The organism is Burkholderia sp. CCA53, from assembly GCF_001685525.1.
Lineage (GTDB): Bacteria > Pseudomonadota > Gammaproteobacteria > Burkholderiales > Burkholderiaceae > Burkholderia > Burkholderia multivorans.
The window spans coordinates 2,963,578-2,981,741 of the sequence record NZ_BDDJ01000001.1; the positions used below are offsets into that span (position 1 = coordinate 2,963,578).

General features: G+C 65.0%; 14 protein-coding genes, 1 tRNA gene and 1 pseudogene. 14 read left to right on the forward strand and 2 right to left on the reverse strand.

Going from position 1 to position 18,164, the window contains the following annotated elements; translation table 11 throughout:
* Positions 1-40 precede the first annotated feature (40 nt).
* A pseudogene (locus tag BCR55_RS33905) lies at positions 41-284 on the reverse strand (hypothetical protein).
* Here BCR55_RS33905 and BCR55_RS13690 point away from each other — a divergent pair.
* The 13 genes from BCR55_RS13690 to BCR55_RS13750 all read left to right on the forward strand — a co-directional run bounded on the left by BCR55_RS13690 (position 267) and on the right by BCR55_RS13750 (position 15,345).
* Positions 267-1,517 carry an aspartate kinase gene (locus BCR55_RS13690; RefSeq protein ID WP_006408212.1) on the forward strand — a complete coding sequence of 417 codons (1,251 nt, stop codon included), beginning with the start codon at positions 267-269 and terminating at the stop codon, positions 1,515-1,517. The pseudogene BCR55_RS33905 and the gene BCR55_RS13690 overlap by 18 nt on opposite strands.
* Positions 1,518-1,630: 113 nt before the next feature.
* Positions 1,631-1,724, forward strand: a tRNA-Ser gene (locus BCR55_RS13695).
* Positions 1,725-2,354: 630 nt separating this feature from the next.
* Positions 2,355-3,884, forward strand: coding sequence for a NuoM family protein (locus tag BCR55_RS13700; RefSeq protein ID WP_059939427.1), 1,530 nt, complete (start codon positions 2,355-2,357; stop codon positions 3,882-3,884).
* Between the two features lie 265 nt (positions 3,885-4,149).
* Complete coding sequence (cyoA, locus tag BCR55_RS13705; RefSeq protein ID WP_059939430.1) at positions 4,150-5,037, forward strand: ubiquinol oxidase subunit II; 888 nt, start codon at positions 4,150-4,152, stop codon at positions 5,035-5,037.
* 3 nt (positions 5,038-5,040) lie between these two features.
* Positions 5,041-7,047 carry a cytochrome o ubiquinol oxidase subunit I gene (gene cyoB / locus BCR55_RS13710; RefSeq protein ID WP_006408218.1) on the forward strand — a complete coding sequence of 669 codons (2,007 nt, stop codon included), beginning with the start codon at positions 5,041-5,043 and terminating at the stop codon, positions 7,045-7,047.
* Positions 7,047-7,655 carry a cytochrome o ubiquinol oxidase subunit III gene (gene cyoC / locus BCR55_RS13715; RefSeq protein WP_006402938.1) on the forward strand — a complete coding sequence of 203 codons (609 nt, stop codon included), beginning with the start codon at positions 7,047-7,049 and terminating at the stop codon, positions 7,653-7,655. The genes cyoB and cyoC overlap by 1 nt, the downstream gene beginning before the upstream one ends.
* Positions 7,656-7,988 (forward strand): cytochrome o ubiquinol oxidase subunit IV, encoded by a 333-nt coding sequence (gene cyoD / locus BCR55_RS13720; RefSeq protein WP_006402937.1) that lies wholly within the window; start codon positions 7,656-7,658, stop codon positions 7,986-7,988.
* Positions 7,989-8,250: 262 nt separating this feature from the next.
* On the forward strand, positions 8,251-8,580 hold the full coding sequence (locus tag BCR55_RS13725; RefSeq protein ID WP_006408220.1) for a hypothetical protein: 330 nt from the start codon (positions 8,251-8,253) through the stop codon (positions 8,578-8,580).
* 177 nt (positions 8,581-8,757) lie between these two features.
* Entirely contained in the window at positions 8,758-10,641 is a 1,884-nt protein-coding gene (locus BCR55_RS13730; protein ID WP_065494670.1) for an extracellular solute-binding protein, read from the forward strand.
* Positions 10,642-10,707: 66 nt separating this feature from the next.
* Complete coding sequence (locus tag BCR55_RS13735; protein WP_006409818.1) at positions 10,708-11,751, forward strand: microcin C ABC transporter permease YejB; 1,044 nt, start codon at positions 10,708-10,710, stop codon at positions 11,749-11,751.
* A 75-nt stretch (positions 11,752-11,826) separates the two neighbouring features.
* Complete coding sequence (locus BCR55_RS13740) at positions 11,827-12,924, forward strand: ABC transporter permease (protein ID WP_006409817.1); 1,098 nt, start codon at positions 11,827-11,829, stop codon at positions 12,922-12,924.
* Complete coding sequence (locus BCR55_RS13745) at positions 12,921-14,543, forward strand: ABC transporter ATP-binding protein (RefSeq protein WP_006408224.1); 1,623 nt, start codon at positions 12,921-12,923, stop codon at positions 14,541-14,543. Before BCR55_RS13740 ends, BCR55_RS13745 begins: the two co-directional genes overlap by 4 nt.
* A gap of 127 nt (positions 14,544-14,670) precedes the next feature.
* Entirely contained in the window at positions 14,671-15,345 is a 675-nt protein-coding gene (locus tag BCR55_RS13750; protein WP_006409815.1) for a C40 family peptidase, read from the forward strand.
* Positions 15,346-15,441: 96 nt separating this feature from the next.
* Here the strand turns inward: BCR55_RS13750 and BCR55_RS13755 are convergent, their stop codons facing one another.
* Positions 15,442-16,368 (reverse strand): patatin-like phospholipase family protein, encoded by a 927-nt coding sequence (locus tag BCR55_RS13755; protein ID WP_065494671.1) that lies wholly within the window; start codon positions 16,366-16,368, stop codon positions 15,442-15,444.
* Between the two features lie 278 nt (positions 16,369-16,646).
* On the opposite strand from BCR55_RS13755, the gene gltX reads away from it, so the two are divergent.
* Complete coding sequence (gltX, locus tag BCR55_RS13760; RefSeq protein ID WP_065494672.1) at positions 16,647-18,056, forward strand: glutamate--tRNA ligase; 1,410 nt, start codon at positions 16,647-16,649, stop codon at positions 18,054-18,056.
* Positions 18,057-18,164: the final 108 nt, after the last annotated feature.

Consider the following 18,164-nt stretch of genomic DNA (forward strand, 5'->3'; position numbering starts at 1 on the left):
GCGGCCGGCGGCTTGTCAAGCGGGCGTCTATCGGGTACGCTCAGGCGTTTGCTCGGCTCGATTTTTGAGCGATTTGTGCAGGTTTTCCGCGTGACGTACCCGGTTTGCGCGGCCTGATCGGCCTTCCGGGCAAACTCCGTCACGCTTGCGTGTTGCGTCCCAGCCGTTCCCCTCGTCGTCCGTCCAGAGCCACAAGCCGCGTGACTGAACGGCAACGCGGTCTGTCCAGCGCGCCCGTGCGGTCTCTTCTCCAGTTCAGAACGACAATGGCACTCATCGTACACAAATACGGCGGCACTTCGATGGGCTCGGTCGAGCGCATCAAGAACGTCGCGAAACGCGTCGCAAAATGGCATCAGGCCGGGCACCAGATGGTGGTCGTGCCGTCTGCGATGTCCGGCGAAACCAACCGTCTGCTCGGTCTCGCGAAAGAGATTTCGAGCCAGCCGAGCCCGCGTGAGCTCGACATGATCGCGTCGACCGGCGAGCAGGTCAGCGTCGGTCTGCTGTCGATCGCGCTGCAGGAAATCGGCGTCGAAGCCGTGAGCTATGCCGGCTGGCAAGTGCCGATCAAGACCGACAGCGCGTTTACGAAGGCGCGCATCCACTCGATCGACGACGAGCGCGTGAAGGCCGATCTGAACGCCGGCAAGGTCGTGATCATCACGGGCTTCCAGGGCGTCGATCCGGACGGTCACATCACGACGCTGGGCCGCGGCGGCTCGGACACGTCGGCGGTGGCGGTCGCGGCCGCGCTCGGCGCGGAAGAGTGCCTGATCTATACGGACGTGGACGGCGTGTATACCACCGATCCGCGCGTCGTCGAAGAGGCGCGTCGCCTCGATCGCGTGACGTTCGAGGAGATGCTGGAGATGGCGAGTCTCGGCTCGAAGGTCCTGCAGATCCGCTCGGTCGAATTCGCCGGCAAATACCAGGTGAAGACGCGCGTGCTGTCGAGCCTGACCGATCCGCTGATTGCGCTCGACGAAGAAATGCGCTCGGGCACCCTGATTACTTTTGAAGAAGACGAGACCATGGAAAAGGCAGTCATTTCCGGCATCGCGTTCCAGCGCGACGAAGCACGCATTGCGGTGATGGGTGTGCCCGACAAGCCGGGCATCGCGTATCAGATTCTCGGCCCGGTCGCCGACGCGAACATCGACGTCGACATGATCATCCAGAACCAGAGCGTGCAGGGCAAGACGGACTTCACGTTCACGGTCGGCCGCGGCGACTACCAGAAGGCGATGGACATCCTCACGAACCAGGTGAAGGGCCACGTGAACGCCGAGCAGGTGCAGGGCGATCCGAAGGTGTCGAAGGTGTCGGTCGTCGGCGTCGGCATGCGTTCGCACGTCGGTGTCGCGAGCAAGATGTTCCGCACGCTGTCGGAAGAGGGCATCAACATCCAGATGATCTCGACGTCGGAAATCAAGATCTCGGTGCTGATCGACGAGAAGTACATGGAGCTCGCCGTCCGCGCGCTGCACAAGGCGTTCGAGCTCGAGCAGGCGTGATGAAATTTTCGTGATGCGTTGAAGAAAATGCATCACGGAAATTGACGTGCGGTTCGAAACCCTATATTATCTCGTTCTCGTCGCACTGCCTCCCTGGTGCGAGCGAAAGTTTGGGAGACGTGGCCGAGAGGTCGAAGGCACTCCCCTGCTAAGGGAGCATCTGGGCCAAAACCTGGATCGAGGGTTCGAATCCCTCCGTCTCCGCCAGCAATGGCGGAACAAGCCCCGCAAGTTTTCGGACTTGCGGGGCTTTTCTTTTTCAGGCCGCGCAATCGGTTCGGTGTCCGCAACGATCGGGTGATCGCATGGGTTCGATTCCGATGCAGCGCGCCCGGCCTTGCATCGCGAATGATGTCCGATGCCCGATTCAACGTCCGTGTGCGCGCGTCATCGTGCCGAGCAGTGTCCGACGCACGATGCCTGGTTGATTGAAATTGATTTGCAAGTTTTGATGTAAGCATCCGGGCACCGCATGACGCCGTGCAATCGCCGCGCCGCATCCCGCTTCCCGCGTCGCCTACACCCCACCCGATGGACAAAAATGCGGCATCGCACCGGTTCCATTGATCTGTACGTCGCAGAAATACAAAAAATTACACATAAAAATCAGCAGGTTGCCGAGACGGCCGCAGAACACCCACTGCTGCGCTGCAAAAAATAATCAGCCGTTTTATGCTGGTTAACCCGATAGCGCTTTGAGCGGCATCAAGCTTCCGCGAGATGTCGCTTTACATTTTGCCAACACTGGCGATTCACGAAATCTACCTGTCGTTTCGGTTTCGTTTCTTTCGTCGCGCCTGTCGTCCGGCGGCGCGCCATCCTCAAGGCCTTGTTGACATGCATGATTTTCCCTTTCTGAGCCTGGCGATCTGGGCTCCGATCCTGTTCGGTGCGTGCCTGCTGCGCGCCGGGTCCGACCAACATCTGCAGCGGACGCGCCTCATCGCGCTGATCGGTGCAATCGCGGGGCTCGCCGCGGTAGCGCCCATCGTGGCCGGTTTCGATCCGCACTCGGCGGCGATGCAGTTCGTCGAAAACCGCAACGGCTTGTCGGCGTTCGGTGCCGGCTGGCGCACCGGTGTCGACGGCGCGTCGCTGTGGCTCGTCGTGCTGACCGCCTTCACGACGCTCGTGGTCGTCGTCGCATCGTGGCAGGCCGTCACGGTGCGCGTCGCGCAGTATTACGCGTCGTTCCTGATCCTCTCGGGGCTGATGATCGGCGTCTTCGTCGCACAGGACGGGCTGCTGTTCTTCATCTTCTTCGAGGCGACGCTGATCCCGCTGTACCTGCTGATCGGCACGTGGGGCCGCGAGCATCGCGTGTACGCGGCCGTGAAGTTCTTCTTCATCTCGTTCGCCGGATCGCTGCTGCTGCTGATGGCGATGCTGTACCTGTACGCGAAATCGCACACGTTCGACATGGCCGCGTGGCGCACGCTGCAGCTCGGTTTCGCGCCGCAGCTGCTGGTGTTCCTCGGCTTTTTCGCGGCATTCGCGGTCAAGGTGCCGATGTGGCCGGTCCATACCTGGCTGCGCGACGTCTACACCGACGGCCCGACCGGCGCGGCGCTGATGCTCGCGATGCTGAAGCTCGGCGGCTACGGTTTCCTGCGCTTCGCGCTGCCGATCACGCCCGACGCGAGCCATTTCTTCGCGCCGGCCGTGATCGCGCTGTCGCTGTTCGCGATCGTCTATGCAAGCCTGCTCGCGCTCGCGCAAACCGATTTCGGCAAGCTGCTCGCGTATTCGACGGTTGCGCACATGGGCATCGTCACGCTCGGGCTGTTCCTGTTCAACCGGATCGGCGTCGAAGGCGCGATCGTGCAGCTCGTGTCGTACGGCTTCGTCGCGGGCGCGATGCTGCTGTGCGCGAGCGTGCTCGTCGATCGCACGAAGCAGCGCGAGATGACCGCATACGGCGGCGTCGCGAGCGCGATGCCGCGCTTCGCGATGTTTGCCGTGCTGTTCGCGATGGCGAACGTCGGCCTGCCGGGCACGTCGGGCTTCGTCGGCGAATTCATGGTGATCATGGGAGCGATCCGCGTGAACTTCTGGATCGGCGCGGCCGCCGCGCTGACGCTGATCTTCAGCGCGTCGTACACGCTCTGGATGCTCAAGCGCGTCGTGTGGGGCAGGGCGCCGAGCGCGAGCATCGCGAAGCTCGTCGATCTGAGCGGCCGCGAGATCGCGATGTTCGCGTCGCTCGCGCTGATCGTGCTCGCGGTCGGCATCGATCCGAAGCCGTTCACCGACGCGATCGATCCGACCGTCGGCCGCCTGCTCGCGGATGCGAGCCGCTCGAAACTGCCGGCCGGCGACGATACGGCGCCCGCGCAGCCGGCTTACATGGCGGCCGCTCACGACTGAACGAGCCCCGCGTGCGCCGCGTACGCGCGGCGCGTGAATACCGTTGCATGCACATCGATCTCGGTCCGGCGCGACGTGCGTCGGATCCGCCTGCGCACGTGCGCCATCGCCCCGCGACACTTTGACTCACGACAGATTCTGCAATGATGATTTGCCGCCGCCATCGGTTTTTCATCGTGCTCGCGCGACGTATGATGCGGCCACTTTCGTGGATCGAATGCGCATCGGGCAGACGCAACGATTCCAATGACTCTCGGGCGGTGTGATGAAAAGAAGAGCTTCAAGAGGCTGGGCAACGCTGATGTCGATCGGCGCGGTACTCAGCCTGTCAGGATGTAATTTAGATGTACTGAATCCGAAAGGAAGTGTGGGGGCGGCGGAAAAGGCGCTGATCGCGACGTCGACGTGGGCGATGCTGATCGTCGTCGTGCCGGTGATCCTGCTGACGCTGTGGTTTGCGTGGCGGTATCGCGCATCGAATCGCAACGCGACGTATGCGCCCGACTGGTCGCATTCGACTGCGATCGAAGTCGTGATCTGGACGGTCCCGACGCTGATCATCCTGTTCCTCGGCGTGCTCACGTGGAAGACCACGCACGAGCTCGATCCGTACAAGCCGCTCGAGTCGTCGGTGAAGCCGATCGACGTCGAGGTCGTCGCGCTCGACTGGAAATGGCTGTTCATCTATCCGGAGCTCGGCATCGCGTCGGTGAACCAGCTGGCGATTCCGGTCGGCACGCCGGTGAACTTCCGCATCACGTCCGATTCGGTGATGAACTCGTTCTTCATTCCGCAGCTGGGCGGCCAGGTGTACGCGATGGCGGGCATGCAAACGCGCCTGCACCTGATCGCCGACGAGCCGGGCAATTATGCCGGCACGTCCGCAAACTTCAGCGGCCGCGGCTTCTCGGACATGAAGTTCCGCACGCTCGCGGAGCCGCGCGAACAGTTCGACGCGTGGGTGCAGAAGGTGAAGGCCTCGCCGGACCGGCTCGATGCGACGGTGTACGGCCAGGTCGCGCAGCCGAGCGAGAAAGCGCCGGTGCGCTACTTCTCGTCCGTCGATCCGCGGCTCTTCCACAACATCATCGCGAAATACAACGACGGCCACGTCCTCGATCTGAAGGACGCCGCCTGCGGCACGAAGGGGTAACGCATGTTCGGCAAACTCACACTCTCGGCGATCCCGTTCGATCAGCCCATCATCATGGGGGCCGGCGCCTTCATGGGGCTGGTCGTGCTGGGCATTCTCGCCGCACTGACGATCACCGGCCGCTGGAAATGGCTGTGGACCGAATGGCTGACGACGGTCGACCACAAGAAGCTCGGCGTGATGTACATCATCGTCGCGCTGATCATGCTGCTGCGCGGCTTCGCGGACGCGATCATGATGCGCATGCAGCTCGCGCTCGCGTACAACGCGCCCGGCTATCTGCCGCCGCATCACTACGATCAGATCTTCACGGCGCACGGCGTGATCATGATCTTCTTCATGGCGATGGTGTTCATGGTTGGCCTGATGAATCTGATCGTGCCGCTGCAGATCGGCGCGCGCGACGTCGCGTTCCCGTTCATCAACTCGCTGAGCTTCTGGATGACGGCCGTCAGCGCGATCCTGATCAACATCTCGCTCGTGATCGGCGAATTCGCGCAGACGGGCTGGCTCGCGTATCCGCCGCTGTCCGAACTACAGTTCAGTCCGGGGGTAGGGGTCGACTACTATCTGTGGGCGCTGCAGATTTCCGGCGTCGGCACGCTGCTGACGGGCGTGAACTTCTTCGTGACGATCATCAAGATGCGCGCGCCCGGCATGACGCTGATGAAGATGCCGGTGTTCACGTGGACGGCGCTCTGCACGAACGTGCTGATCATGGCGTCGTTCCCGATCCTGACGGCCACGCTCGCGCTGCTCGGTCTCGACCGCTACCTCGGCATGCACTTCTTCACGAACGAAGCAGGCGGCAACGCGATGCTGTACCTGAACCTGATCTGGGCGTGGGGGCATCCGGAGGTGTACATCCTGATCCTGCCTGCGTTCGGCATCTTCTCGGAAGTCATTGCGACGTTCTCGAAGAAGCCGCTGTTCGGCTACAAGACGATGGTGTACGCGACCTGCGCGATCATGGTGCTGTCGTTCCTCGTCTGGCTGCACCACTTCTTCACGATGGGCTCGGGCGCGAACGTGAACGCGTTCTTCGGGATCATGACGATGATCATCGCGATTCCGACCGGCGTGAAGGTGTTCAACTGGCTGTTTACGATGTACCGCGGCCGGATTCGCTTCACGACGCCCGTGCTGTGGACGATCGGCTTCATGGTCACGTTCACGCTCGGCGGGATGACGGGCGTGATGATGGCGATTCCGGGCGCGGACTTCGTGCTGCACAACAGCCTGTTCCTGATCGCGCACTTCCATAACGTGATCATCGGCGGCGTGCTGTTCGGCTATCTCGCGGGCTTCAACTACTGGTTCCCGAAGGCGTTCGGCTTCAAGCTGAACGAGACGCTCGGCAAGGCCGCGTTCTGGTTCTGGCAGGTCGGCTTCTACGTCGCGTTCGTGCCGCTCTACGTGCTCGGCTTCATGGGCATGACGCGCCGGCTGAATCACTACGACAACCCGGCATGGCATCCGTGGCTGCTCGTCGCCGCGTTCGGCGCCGTGCTGATCGCGATCGGCATCGCGTGCCAGCTGCTGCAGCTCGTCGTCAGCATCCGCAACCGCAACCTGCCGGCGTACCGCGACACGACGGGCGATCCGTGGGGCGGCCGCACGCTCGAATGGGCGACGACGTCGCCGCCGGCCGAGTACAACTTCGCGGTGATTCCGCAGGTGCGCACGCTCGACGCCTATGCGGACATGAAGGCGCGCGGCGACACCCGCGCGAACCCGGCCGCAATCCGCGATATCCACATGCCGTCGAACACCTGCGCGGGTCTCGTGATCGGCGTATTCAGCCTCGTGCTCGGTTTCGCGCTCGTGTGGCACATCTGGTGGCTCGCGATCGCCGGGCTCGTCGGCATCGTCGCGACGCTCGTGATCTATAGCTCGCGCGACAACGACGGGTACTACATCCCGGCGTCGACCGTGCGCAAGACCGAAGACAAGCAATCGTCGAAGCGCGCGATCGCCCGCGTCGACGACGTCGAACTGGAGGCCAACTGATGTTGCAGAAAACCTTGAGCGCCACGCTGCTCGAGCACGACGACCATCCGCCGTCGCATTCGGTGTTCGGCTTCTGGCTGTATCTGATGACCGACTGCGTAATCTTCGCGGCGCTGTTCGCGACGTTCGCGGTGCTGGGCAACCAGTATGCGGGCGGCCCGACCGCGAAGGACCTGTTCGACATTCCGGGCGTCGCGATCGAAACGGCCGCGCTGCTGCTCTCGAGCATCACGTACGGCTTCGCGATGCTCGCCGCCTACAAGCAGCGCCGCGGCGCGCTGCTCGGCTGGCTCGCGGTGACGTTCGTGCTCGGCGCGGCGTTTCTTGCGATGGAACTGCGCGAGTTCTCGCACCTGATCGCGGAAGGGGCCGGCCCGCAGCGCAGCGCGTTCCTGTCCGCGTTCTTCACGCTGGTCGGCACGCACGGGCTGCACGTGACGGCCGGCCTGCTGTGGATGATCGTGCTGGCCGGGCAGATCGTCGCGCGCGGCGGCGACCTGACCGATCGCGATCTGCGGCGCCTGACGTGCCTGAGCCTTTTCTGGCACTTCCTCGATATCGTGTGGATCTGCGTGTTTACCTTTGTCTATCTTGCGAGCGTGATCTAAATGGCCCATTCGCATTCGTCTCAACTCGAAGAAGGGCACGGCAGCGTCGGCAGCTATGTTGCCGGCTTCATCCTGTCGGTGCTGCTGACGGCCGCGTCGTTCGGCCTCGTGATGGGCGGCGTGCTGTCGCCGCATGCGTCGCTCGTCGCGCTTGCCGTGCTCGCGTTCGTGCAGATCGTCGTGCACCTCGTGTATTTCCTGCACATGAACGGCTCGTCGGGCCAGCGCTGGAACGTGATGGCGTTCAGCTACACGGTGCTGACCGCGGCGATCCTGATCGTCGGCACGCTGTGGGTGATGCACAACGTCAGCATGAACATGATGTCGCGCTGAGCGTCAGCGCGACGCGCGGCTCGACCGCGCAACGAGAGGGCGGCACCTAGGTGCCGCCTTTTTTTCGTCCGGCATGCGGACGCGCGCCCGCAGTATGATTGCGCGCGGCGACGCGTGGCCGCGGCTGCGTCGATTGTTACAAGACGTTAGCGAGCGTTCGGTGTTGCGATTCCGCGCATCAGTTCTTACAAACTTGAAATATGCGTGGCCGGTGCTTCCCGTTATAGTCGAATCACACATGAAACAACCAGAAGAGGAACCCATGAAGACCTTGCGTGTTGCGTCGCTGCTGACCGGTATGACGGCCCTGCTGGTGTCGGGCGCAGCAATGGCGGGTGTCAATGTCGGGATCAACGTCGGCGTGCCGGCACCGGTCTACGTCGCGCCCGCGCCCGTGTATGCGCCGCCGCCTCCGCCGCCGGTGGTCTATCAGCCGGCGCCCGTGTATGCACCGCCGCCGGCGATCGTGATCGGCTGGCATGGCGATCGTTACTGGGACGGCCATCGCTACTGGCGTCGCGAGGAGTGGTACCGCCATCACGGCCGCGGCTGGGGCGATCACGATCGCGGCCGCCACAACGGCTGGCGATGATCGCCGTCCGCCGTCGCGCACGTCGCGTCGCATCCCGGAAAACCGCCCTCGTGGCGGTTTTTCTTTTGGGTGCGCCGCGTGCGCAACGGCCGGGCAGCGGCCCGCGGTGGCTTCATCGGCGATCGAATGGGTAGAATCGTCCCTCGTTACTTCCGTCAATCGAACGACAGGGCTTCTATGACGATGGGTTCGCGATGGACCGCCGCCACGCGCGTGCGCGGCCGCGCCGCACAGGCACTGCGCACGGCCGGCGCCGCCGCCGCGGCGTTCGCGTTGCACGCGGCGCTTGCGGCGACGGCCGCGCATGCCGCATACGCGATCGCGCAGTACGGCGAGCCGAAATATCCGCCGGGGTTCCGGCATTTCGACTACGTGAATCCGAATGCGCCGAAGGGCGGCACGCTCGTGCTCGCGAACCCGAACCGGCTCACGTCGTTCGACAAGTTCAATCCGTATACGCTGCGTGGCAACGTCGCGCCCGGCATCGACCTGCTGTTCGAAAGCCTCGCCACGGGCAGCCTCGACGAACCGGCGTCCGCGTACGGACTGCTCGCCGACGACATCGCGGTCGCGCCCGACCGCCGCTCGGTCACGTTCCACCTGAATCCACGCGCGCGCTTTTCGAACGGCGATCCGGTGACGGCCGACGACGTCAAGTACTCGTTCGATACGCTGAAGAGCAAGCAGGCGGCGCCGCAGTTTGCCGCGTACTTCGCCGAAATTTCACGCGCGGTCGTCGTCGATCCTGCGACGGTGCGCTTCGAGTTCCGCAGCGCCAATCGCGAACTGCCGCTGATCGCGGGCGGCGTGCCGATCTTCTCGCACAAATGGGGGCTGCGCGCGGACGGCTCGCGCATCCCGTTCGATCAGCTCGCGTTCGAGCAGCCGATCGGCAGCGGGCCGTACCTGATCGATCATTACGACAACGGCCGCACGATCACGTACCGGCGCAATCCCGCGTACTGGGGCGCCGACCTGCCGGTGCGCGTCGGCACGAACAACTTCGACCGGATCGTCTACAAGCTCTACGGCGACGGCATCGCGCGGCTCGAGGCGTTCAAGGCCGGCGAGTACGACGTGCTCGTCGAGTACATCGCGCGCAACTGGGTGCGGCGCGACGTCGGCAAGCGCTTCGACAGCGGCGAACTGGTGAAGCGCGAATTCCGCCAGCATAACGGCGCCGGCATGCAGGGCTTTTTCATGAACCTGCGGCGTCCGCTGTTTCGCGACGTGCGCGTGCGCAAGGCGCTCGACCTCGCCTTCGATTTCGAATGGCTGAATCGCCAGCTGTTCTTTGGCGGCTATACGCGTCTGGATAGCTACTTCGCCGATACCGACCTGCAGGCGACCGGCACACCGGGCGAAGGCGAGCTGAAGCTGCTCGAACCGCTGCGCGCGCAACTGGATCCGGCCGTGTTCGGCCCGATGGTGACGCAGCCGAGCACGAACCCGCCCGGTTCGCTGCGTGCGAACCTGCTGAAAGCACGCGCGCTGCTGGCCGAGGCCGGCTGGACCTACCGCGACGGCGCGCTGCGCAACGCGAACGGCGATCCGTTTACGTTCGAGATCCTCGACGATGCGGGGTCCGCGTTCGCGCCGGTCGTGACCGCGTATCAGCGCAATCTCGCGAAGCTCGGCATCGACGTGCGCTTTCGCACGGCCGATTTCGCGCTGCTGCAAAAGCGTCTCGACGCATTCGACTACGACATGACGACGGTCCGCTATCCGGGCGTGCAGGTGCCGGGCACCGAGCAGCTCGCGCGCTTCGGCAGCCAGTTCGCGGACACGCCGGGCTCGGACAACCTCATCGGCCTGAAGTCGCCGGCCGTCGACACGCTGCTGCGCGCGCTGACGGCCGCGCAGACGCGCGAGCAGCTGCTCGATGCGACGCACGCGCTCGATCGCGTGCTGATGCACGGCTACTACGCGATTCCGCAGTGGTACAGCACGACGCATCGGATCGCCTACAAGCGCACGCTTGCGTATCCGCAGACGCTGCCGCTGTACTGTTCGGCGGAGAGCTGGGTCGTATCGACGTGGTGGGCGAAGCCCGATCATTGAAGCCGCGCCCGCGGCCCGTCGTTCAACCGAACTTTCATCCAAGCCTATCGATCGCGAGTCGACGCCATGTGGAGCTACATCCTCAAACGCCTGCTGCTCATGATTCCGACGCTCGTCGGCGTGCTGACGCTCACGTTCGTCGTGATCCAGTTCGTGCCGGGCGGCCCCGTCGAGCAGGCGGTGCAGGAACTGCGCAAGGGCGCGACGGAGCAGGGCGCGACGCCGTTCGGCATGCGCGCGCATACGGGCGTCGATCCGCAGCAGATCGCACAGCTGAAGGCGCTGTACGGCTTCGACAAGCCGCCGCTCGAACGCTACTGGCTGATGCTCGAGCGCTTCGCGCGCTTCGATCTCGGCGACAGCTACTTCCGCCATCAGAGCGTGTGGTCGCTGATCGTCCAGAAGCTGCCGGTGTCGATCAGCATCGGCCTATGGACGTTCTTTCTGACGTACCTGATCTCGGTGCCGCTCGGCATCGCGAAGGCCGTGCGCAACGGTTCGCCGTTCGACGTCGCGACGAGCCTCGTCGTGCTCGTCGGCTACGCGATTCCGGGGTTCGTACTCGGCGTGCTGCTGCTCGTCCTGTTCGGCGGCGGCTCGTTCTGGCAACTGTTCCCGCTGCGCGGCCTCACGTCCGACAACTTCGCGCAGCTCTCGGTCGCCGGCAAGGTGCTCGATTATTTGTGGCACATCGCGCTGCCGATCACCGCGTCGGTCGTCGGCAGCTTCGCGGTCGTGACGATGCTGACGAAGAACGCGTTCCTCGACGAAATCCGCCGCCAGTACGTGCTGACCGCGCGGGCGAAAGGGCTCGGCGAGCGTACGGTGCTCTGGAAGCACGTATTCCGCAACGCGATGCTGCCGCTGATCGTCGGCTTTCCGGCCGCGTTCATCGGCGCCTTCTTTACCGGCAGCCTGCTGATCGAGACGCTGTTCTCGCTCGACGGCCTCGGCCTGCTGTCGTACGAGTCGGTCGTGCGCCGCGACTATCCGGTCGTGCTCGGCACGCTGTATCTGTTTACGCTGATCGGGCTCGCGACCAAGCTGATTTCGGACCTCTGCTACGTGTGGGTCGATCCGCGCATTCAATTCGAAAACCTGGAGCGCTGACTTGAAACCGTCCGTCCGCCTGCCGCGCCGCGGCCCGTTCGTCAGTCCGTGCGCCGCGTCGCGACGAGGTGCGCGATGAGCCGCGTCGCTGCGCCGTCCCGCGTCGAGGCCGCGCGGGCGCACGTGTCGCCGTCGCCCGCACGCCGCGTGTGGCAGCGTTTCCGGCAGCAGAAGCTCGGCTACTGGAGTTTCGTGATCTTCGTCGTCGCGTTCGCGGCCAGCATCGCCGCGCCGCTGTGGTCGAACGACAAGCCGCTCGTCGTCCGTTACGACGGTCATTACTATTTCCCGCTGTTCCACGCGTATCCGGAGACGACGTTCGGCGGCGATTTCCCGACGCCGGCCGACTATCTCGATCCGTACGTGCGCAAGCGGCTCGAGGCACCCGGCAACTTCGTCGTCTATCCGCCGAACCGCTATTACTACGACACGCTGAACTACTTCTCGAAGGAGCCGAATCCGGCGCCGCCGTCGCGCGAGAACTGGCTCGGTACCGACGCGCAGGGCCGCGACCTGTTCGCGCGGCTCGTGTACGGATTCCGCGTGTCGGTCGAGTTCGGGCTGATCCTGACCGCGATCGGCACGCTGCTCGGGATCGCCGCCGGCGCGGTGCAGGGCTTTTTCGGCGGCCGCATCGACATCGTCGGACAGCGGCTGATCGAGATCTGGAGCTCGCTGCCCGAGCTGTATCTGCTGATCATCTTCGCGTCGATCTTCGAGCCGAGCTTCCTGCTGCTGATCGTGCTGCTGTCGCTGTTCGGCTGGATCGGGCTGGCCGACTACGTGCGCGCCGAATTCCTGCGCAACCGCACGCAGGACTATGTGCGCGCGGCGCGCGCGATGGGGCTGACGAACTGGCAGATCATCTGGCGCCACGTGCTGCCGAACAGCCTGACGCCCGTGATCACGTTCCTGCCGTTCCGCATGAGCGGCGCGATTCTCGCGCTCACGAGCCTCGACTTCCTCGGGCTCGGCGTTCCGCCGCCGACGCCGAGCCTCGGCGAACTGCTCGCGCAGGGCAAGGGCAATCTCGATGCGTGGTGGATCTCGTTGTCGACGTTCGGCGTGCTGGTCGCGACGCTGCTGCTGCTGACCTTCATGGGCGACGCGCTGCGCAACGCGCTCGACACGCGCATCGCCGATTCGATGCGTGCGGCGGGAGGGCAGCGATGAACGGCGCGACCGTATCGACGCACGACGAGCCGTTGCTGGCGCTCGAGCATCTGAACGTGCGCTTCGGCGACACGGTCGCCGTCGACGACGTGACGTTCGCGATCGGCCGCGGCGAGCGCGTCGCGCTCGTCGGCGAATCGGGTTCGGGCAAGAGCGTGACGGCGCTGTCGATCCTGCGCCTGCTGCGCGACGCCGACGTGCGCGGCACGATCCGCTTCGCGGGGCAGGACCTCGGCGCGAAGAGCGAGCGCGAGATGCGCGCGCTGCGCGGCGCCGACATCGCGATGATCTTCCAGGAACCGATGACGGCGCTGAATCCGCTGTACACGATCGGCGCGCAGATCGCGGAGACGATCGTGCTGCACGACGGCGTGAGCGCCGCGGAGGCGCGCAAGCGCGCCATCGCGCTGCTCGCGCGCACCGGCATCGCGGAACCCGATCGGCGTGTCGACAGCTATGCGCACCAGTTGTCGGGCGGGCAGCGTCAGCGCGCGATGATCGCGATGGCGCTCGCCTGCCGGCCGCGTCTGCTGCTCGCCGACGAGCCGACCACCGCGCTCGACGTGACGATCCGCGCGCAGATCGTCGATCTGCTGCTGGAACTGCAGCGCGAAGAAGCGGAAAAGCGCGGGATGGCGATCCTGCTGATCACGCACGACCTGAATCTCGTGCGGCGTTTCGCTGAACGCGTGGCGGTGATGGAGCGTGGCCGGCTCGTCGAGAGCGGGCCCGTCGAGCGGATCTTCGCCGAGCCCCAGCATCCGTATACGCAGCGACTGCTGAACAGCCGGCCGCAGCGCGCGGTCGCGCCGGTGATGCCGATCGCGCCGGTGCTGCTCGACGCGCGTCACGTCAGCGTGCAGTTCGCGCGCAAGCGGCCCGGCCTCGCGGGCTGGTTCGGCACGACGCCGGTGACGGCGGTGTCCGACGTGTCGGTGTCGGTGCGGCAGGGCGAGACGCTCGGCATCGTCGGCGAATCGGGCTCCGGCAAATCGACGCTCGCGATGGCGCTGCTCGGGCTGCAGAAGACCGTACACGGGGACATCGAATTCCAGGGCCGCGCGCTGTCGACGTATCGCGGCCGCGAGCAGACCGCGCTGCGCGCGAACATGCAGGTCGTCTTTCAGGACCCCTTCAGCTCGCTGTCGCCGCGTCATACGATCGAGCGGATCGTCGGCGAGGGGCTCGAACTGCATCGGCCCGACCTGACGCCCGACGCGCGCCGCGCGAAATCGGTCGCGGTGCTGCGCGAGGTCGGGCTCGACCGCACCGTGCTGCATCGTTATCCGCATGAATTCTCCGGCGGCCAGCGCCAGCGGATCGCGATCGCGCGCGCGCTCGTGCTCGAGCCGCGCGTGCTGATCCTCGACGAACCGACGTCCGCGCTCGACGTTTCGATCCAGCAGCAAGTGCTGAAGCTGCTCGCGAATCTTCAGCAGAAATACAACCTCGGCTATGTCTTCATCAGCCACGACCTGGAGGTGATCGGTGCGATGGCGCACCGTGTCGCGGTGATGCAGGGCGGGATGATCGTGGAGTCGGGCGACGTCGAGCAGATCTTCGCGAGGCCGTCACATCCTTACACACAAAAACTGTTGAAAGCGGTCTGGAAAGCGTGATAGGGCTCAATGGTCAGACTATCTCGATTGAATTTTTTAATTTGTTTTGACAAACGATTACGCGCTGGCTAGTATCGACCGAAATTTTCCGCCAATCAGCTGATTTTTAAGCAAATTCCATCGACCAATGCAGCATCGATCCCTGACCCAGGCATGCGCGCGCACCCTCGCCGGGCTGTTCATCGGCGCCCTGTTCGCAGCAGCTCCCGGCGCTTTCGCCGACGAAGTCAGCAGTTTTAACCAAAATGTCACGAATTCGACGCAGATCGGGTCGGGTTCCTCCCTCCAGCAGCCCAATGCCCAGCCGTCGAGCGGCGGTGCGAAGTCGTTCCTGTCGGGCATGGCGGGCAAGGCGGGCGACGTCGTCGTCAGCGCGCTCAACATGATCGGCGTGCGCTACCGCTGGGGCGGCAACTCGCCGGATTCGGGCCTCGATTGCAGCGGCTTCGTGCGCTACGTGTTCCAGGACACGCTCGGCATGTCGCTGCCGCGTCGCGCCGAAGAGATGAGCCGAGTCGGCGAAAAGGTAAGCATGAGTAACCTGAAGCCGGGCGACCTCGTGTTCTTCAACACGATGCGCCGCACGTTCTCGCACGTCGGCATCTATATCGGCGACAACAAGTTCGTGCACTCGCCGTCGACGGGCAGCACCGTGCGTGTCGACGATCTCGACAGCAGCTACTGGGAAAAGCGTTTCACCGGCGCGCGCCGGATCGAGACGCAGTTTCCGATGAAGGCCGACGATCTGCGCCAGCGTGTGCGCGCAACGATCGGCAACGACGCGGACAACGCGAACAACTGACGCGCTTTCGTCCGGGTCGGACGGAATCGAACAAGCCCCTGTCGCCGGAAGGCGGCAGGGGCTTTTGTCTGTGCGGCGCGACGGCGGCGCCGTACGTTACGCGACGGGAACGCCGCGCGCCGCGGCGAGCTTGCGCTGCAGTTCCGGCATGATCCGCGCGACCGCTTCCTCGCCCGCGAGGATCGCCGCGTTGCGCTGGTTGAAGTCGCTGCCGCCCATCGCGGCGAGATTCGGCCGGATCACGACGTCCGCGTACTTGTCGAGTTCGTAGGTCTTGATCGTCTGTCCCATGATCGTGAACGTCTGCAGCAGCATCTCGATCGGGTTGTTCGTCGCCGCGCCGTCGGGGCGCGCCGAGATGTCGACCGCGATCACGAAGTTCGCGCCCATGCGGCGCGCGAACGACGCAGGCACCGGGCTGACGAGCCCGCCGTCGACGTATTCGCGGTTGCCGATCTTCACCGGCTCGAACACGGACGGCACGCTGCACGACGCGCGCACCGCGAGCCCCGTATTGCCCTGCTGGAACAGGATCGGCTGGCCGCTCTGCAGATCGGTGGCGACGATGCCGAGCGGCTTCGGCATTTTCTCGATCGGCCGATTGTTGAGCGCCTTGTTCAGGAAGTTCTGCAGCGCGACGCCCTGCAGCAGCCCGCGCGAGCGAAACGGCAGCGCCCAGTCGCTGATCGACGCCTGATCCATGTCGAGTGCGATCTTGTTGATCTGCAAGCCGTTCATTCCCGACGCATACAGCGCGCCGACCACCGAGCCCGCGCTCGTGCCGGCGACGAGGTCGATCGCGATGCCGCGCGCCTCGAGCGCCTTCAGCACGCCGATATGCGAAAAGCCGCGCGCGGCGCCGCCGCCGAGCGCGATGCCGATCTTGACCGGCTTGTCGTGCGGCTGCGTCGCACTCGATGCGCTGTCGGAGCGCGATTTGCCGCCGAACGAAGTGCAGGCGGCGAGGCTGGCGGACGCGCACGCGATCGTGAACTGGCGGCGCGACAGGCGAGGGGGCGACATCGAAGATTCTCCGGCGGCTGGGCGGCGGGCCATGGGGCCCGCGCGGCGATAGGTTCGCGAGCGGCGGCGCGGCAAGGTTCGCGCGACCGGCGCGGCGCCGGCAGGCGGCCGCGGCGCGCACATCATAAAGCAAGCGGCGCGCTTGGCGCGATGGGCGGCGCGAGTATAATTCCGGCTTCTTTCCCGTTCCGGGCGTCGCCGGCACGCAGCCGCTCGCATGGCCGCCGCCGATCCCGCGTCGAATCATTCATGCGCCCCAGGCGTTCGAGTTACCGTTTATGACCCGTCCTGTCCGTACCCGCTTCGCGCCGAGTCCCACCGGCTTCATCCACCTCGGCAACATCCGCTCCGCGCTTTATCCGTGGGCGTTCGCGCGCAAGATGAAAGGCACGTTCGTGCTGCGTATCGAGGATACCGACGTCGAACGCTCGTCGAAGGAGGCCGTCGACGCGATCCTCGAAGGGATGGAATGGCTCGGTCTCGATTTCGACGAAGGCCCGATCTACCAGATGCAGCGGATGGACCGCTATCGCGAGGTGCTCGCGCAGATGCTGGAGAAGGGGCTTGCCTACCCGTGCTACATGTCGGCCGAAGAACTCGACGCGCTGCGCGAACGCCAGCGCGCGGCCGGCCTGAAGCCGCGCTATGACGGCACGTGGCGTCCGGAGCCCGGCAAGGTGCTGCCGGAGCCGCCGCCGGGCGTGAAGCCGGTGCTGCGTTTCCGCAATCCGCTGACGGGCACCGTCGTGTGGGACGACGCGGTGAAGGGGCGCGTCGAGATCTCGAACGAGGAACTCGACGATCTCGTGATCGCGCGTCCGGACGGCACGCCGATCTACAACTTCTGCGTGGTCGTCGACGACATGGATATGGGCATCACGCACGTGATCCGCGGCGACGATCACGTGAACAACACGCCGCGCCAAATCAACATCCTGCGCGCGCTCGGCGGCGAGCCGCCCGTGTATGCGCACCTGCCGACCGTGCTGAACGAGCAGGGCGAGAAGATGAGCAAGCGTCACGGCGCGATGAGCGTGATGGCGTATCGCGACGCCGGTTATCTGCCGGAAGCGGTCGTCAACTATCTCGCGCGTCTGGGCTGGTCGCACGGCGATGCGGAAATCTTCTCGCGCGAGCAGTTCGTCGAATGGTTCGATCTCGAGCATCTCGGCAAGTCGCCCGCGCAGTACGACCACAACAAGCTGAACTGGCTGAACGCGCACTACATCAAGGAAGCCGACAACGCGCGCCTGGCCGCGCTCGCGAAACCGTTCCTCGCGGCGCTGGCGATCGACGACGCGGCGCTCGCGGCCGGCCCGGCGCTCGAGGCCGTGATCGCGCTGATGAAGGATCGCGCGACGACGGTCAAGGAAATCGCGGAAGGCGCGGCGATGTTCTACCGCGTGCCGGCGCCGGACGCCGATGCGCTCGCACAGCACCTGACCGACGCCGTGCGGCCGGCGCTTGCCGATCTCGCCGCCGCGCTGAAGGCGGCCGACTGGACGAAGGATGCGATCTCGGCCGCGCTGAAGGCGACGCTTGCCGCGCACAAGCTGAAGATGCCGCAGCTCGCGATGCCGGTGCGCCTGCTCGTGGCGGGCACCACGCATACGCCGTCGATCGACGCGGTGCTCGCGCTGTTCGATCGCGACGTCGTCGTGTCGCGCATCGAGACGGCGCTCGCGTAAGTGCGCGTCGACGCGAGGCCGCGCGTCGACGACGACGTGGCTTCGCAAAAAAATTCGCCCGATTCGCAAAAAGCTATTTACAACTGCAAAGTAGGTCCATATAATCTC

Excerpts from the sequence above, each read along its gene's own strand:
- BCR55_RS13690 (WP_006408212.1), top strand. The coding sequence starts at position 267 with ATGGCACTCATCGTACACAAATACGGCGGCACTTCGATGGGCTCGGTC.
- BCR55_RS13700 (WP_059939427.1), top strand. The coding sequence starts at position 2,355 with ATGCATGATTTTCCCTTTCTGAGCCTGGCGATCTGGGCTCCGATCCTG.
- cyoA (WP_059939430.1), top strand. The coding sequence starts at position 4,150 with ATGAAAAGAAGAGCTTCAAGAGGCTGGGCAACGCTGATGTCGATCGGC.
- cyoB (WP_006408218.1), top strand. The coding sequence starts at position 5,041 with ATGTTCGGCAAACTCACACTCTCGGCGATCCCGTTCGATCAGCCCATC.
- cyoC (WP_006402938.1), top strand. The coding sequence starts at position 7,047 with ATGTTGCAGAAAACCTTGAGCGCCACGCTGCTCGAGCACGACGACCAT.
- cyoD (WP_006402937.1), top strand. The coding sequence starts at position 7,656 with ATGGCCCATTCGCATTCGTCTCAACTCGAAGAAGGGCACGGCAGCGTC.
- BCR55_RS13725 (WP_006408220.1), top strand. The coding sequence starts at position 8,251 with ATGAAGACCTTGCGTGTTGCGTCGCTGCTGACCGGTATGACGGCCCTG.
- BCR55_RS13730 (WP_065494670.1), top strand. The coding sequence starts at position 8,758 with ATGACGATGGGTTCGCGATGGACCGCCGCCACGCGCGTGCGCGGCCGC.
- BCR55_RS13735 (WP_006409818.1), top strand. The coding sequence starts at position 10,708 with ATGTGGAGCTACATCCTCAAACGCCTGCTGCTCATGATTCCGACGCTC.
- BCR55_RS13740 (WP_006409817.1), top strand. The coding sequence starts at position 11,827 with ATGAGCCGCGTCGCTGCGCCGTCCCGCGTCGAGGCCGCGCGGGCGCAC.
- BCR55_RS13745 (WP_006408224.1), top strand. The coding sequence starts at position 12,921 with ATGAACGGCGCGACCGTATCGACGCACGACGAGCCGTTGCTGGCGCTC.
- BCR55_RS13750 (WP_006409815.1), top strand. The coding sequence starts at position 14,671 with ATGCAGCATCGATCCCTGACCCAGGCATGCGCGCGCACCCTCGCCGGG.
- BCR55_RS13755 (WP_065494671.1), bottom strand. The coding sequence starts at position 16,368 with ATGTCGCCCCCTCGCCTGTCGCGCCGCCAGTTCACGATCGCGTGCGCG.
- gltX (WP_065494672.1), top strand. The coding sequence starts at position 16,647 with ATGACCCGTCCTGTCCGTACCCGCTTCGCGCCGAGTCCCACCGGCTTC.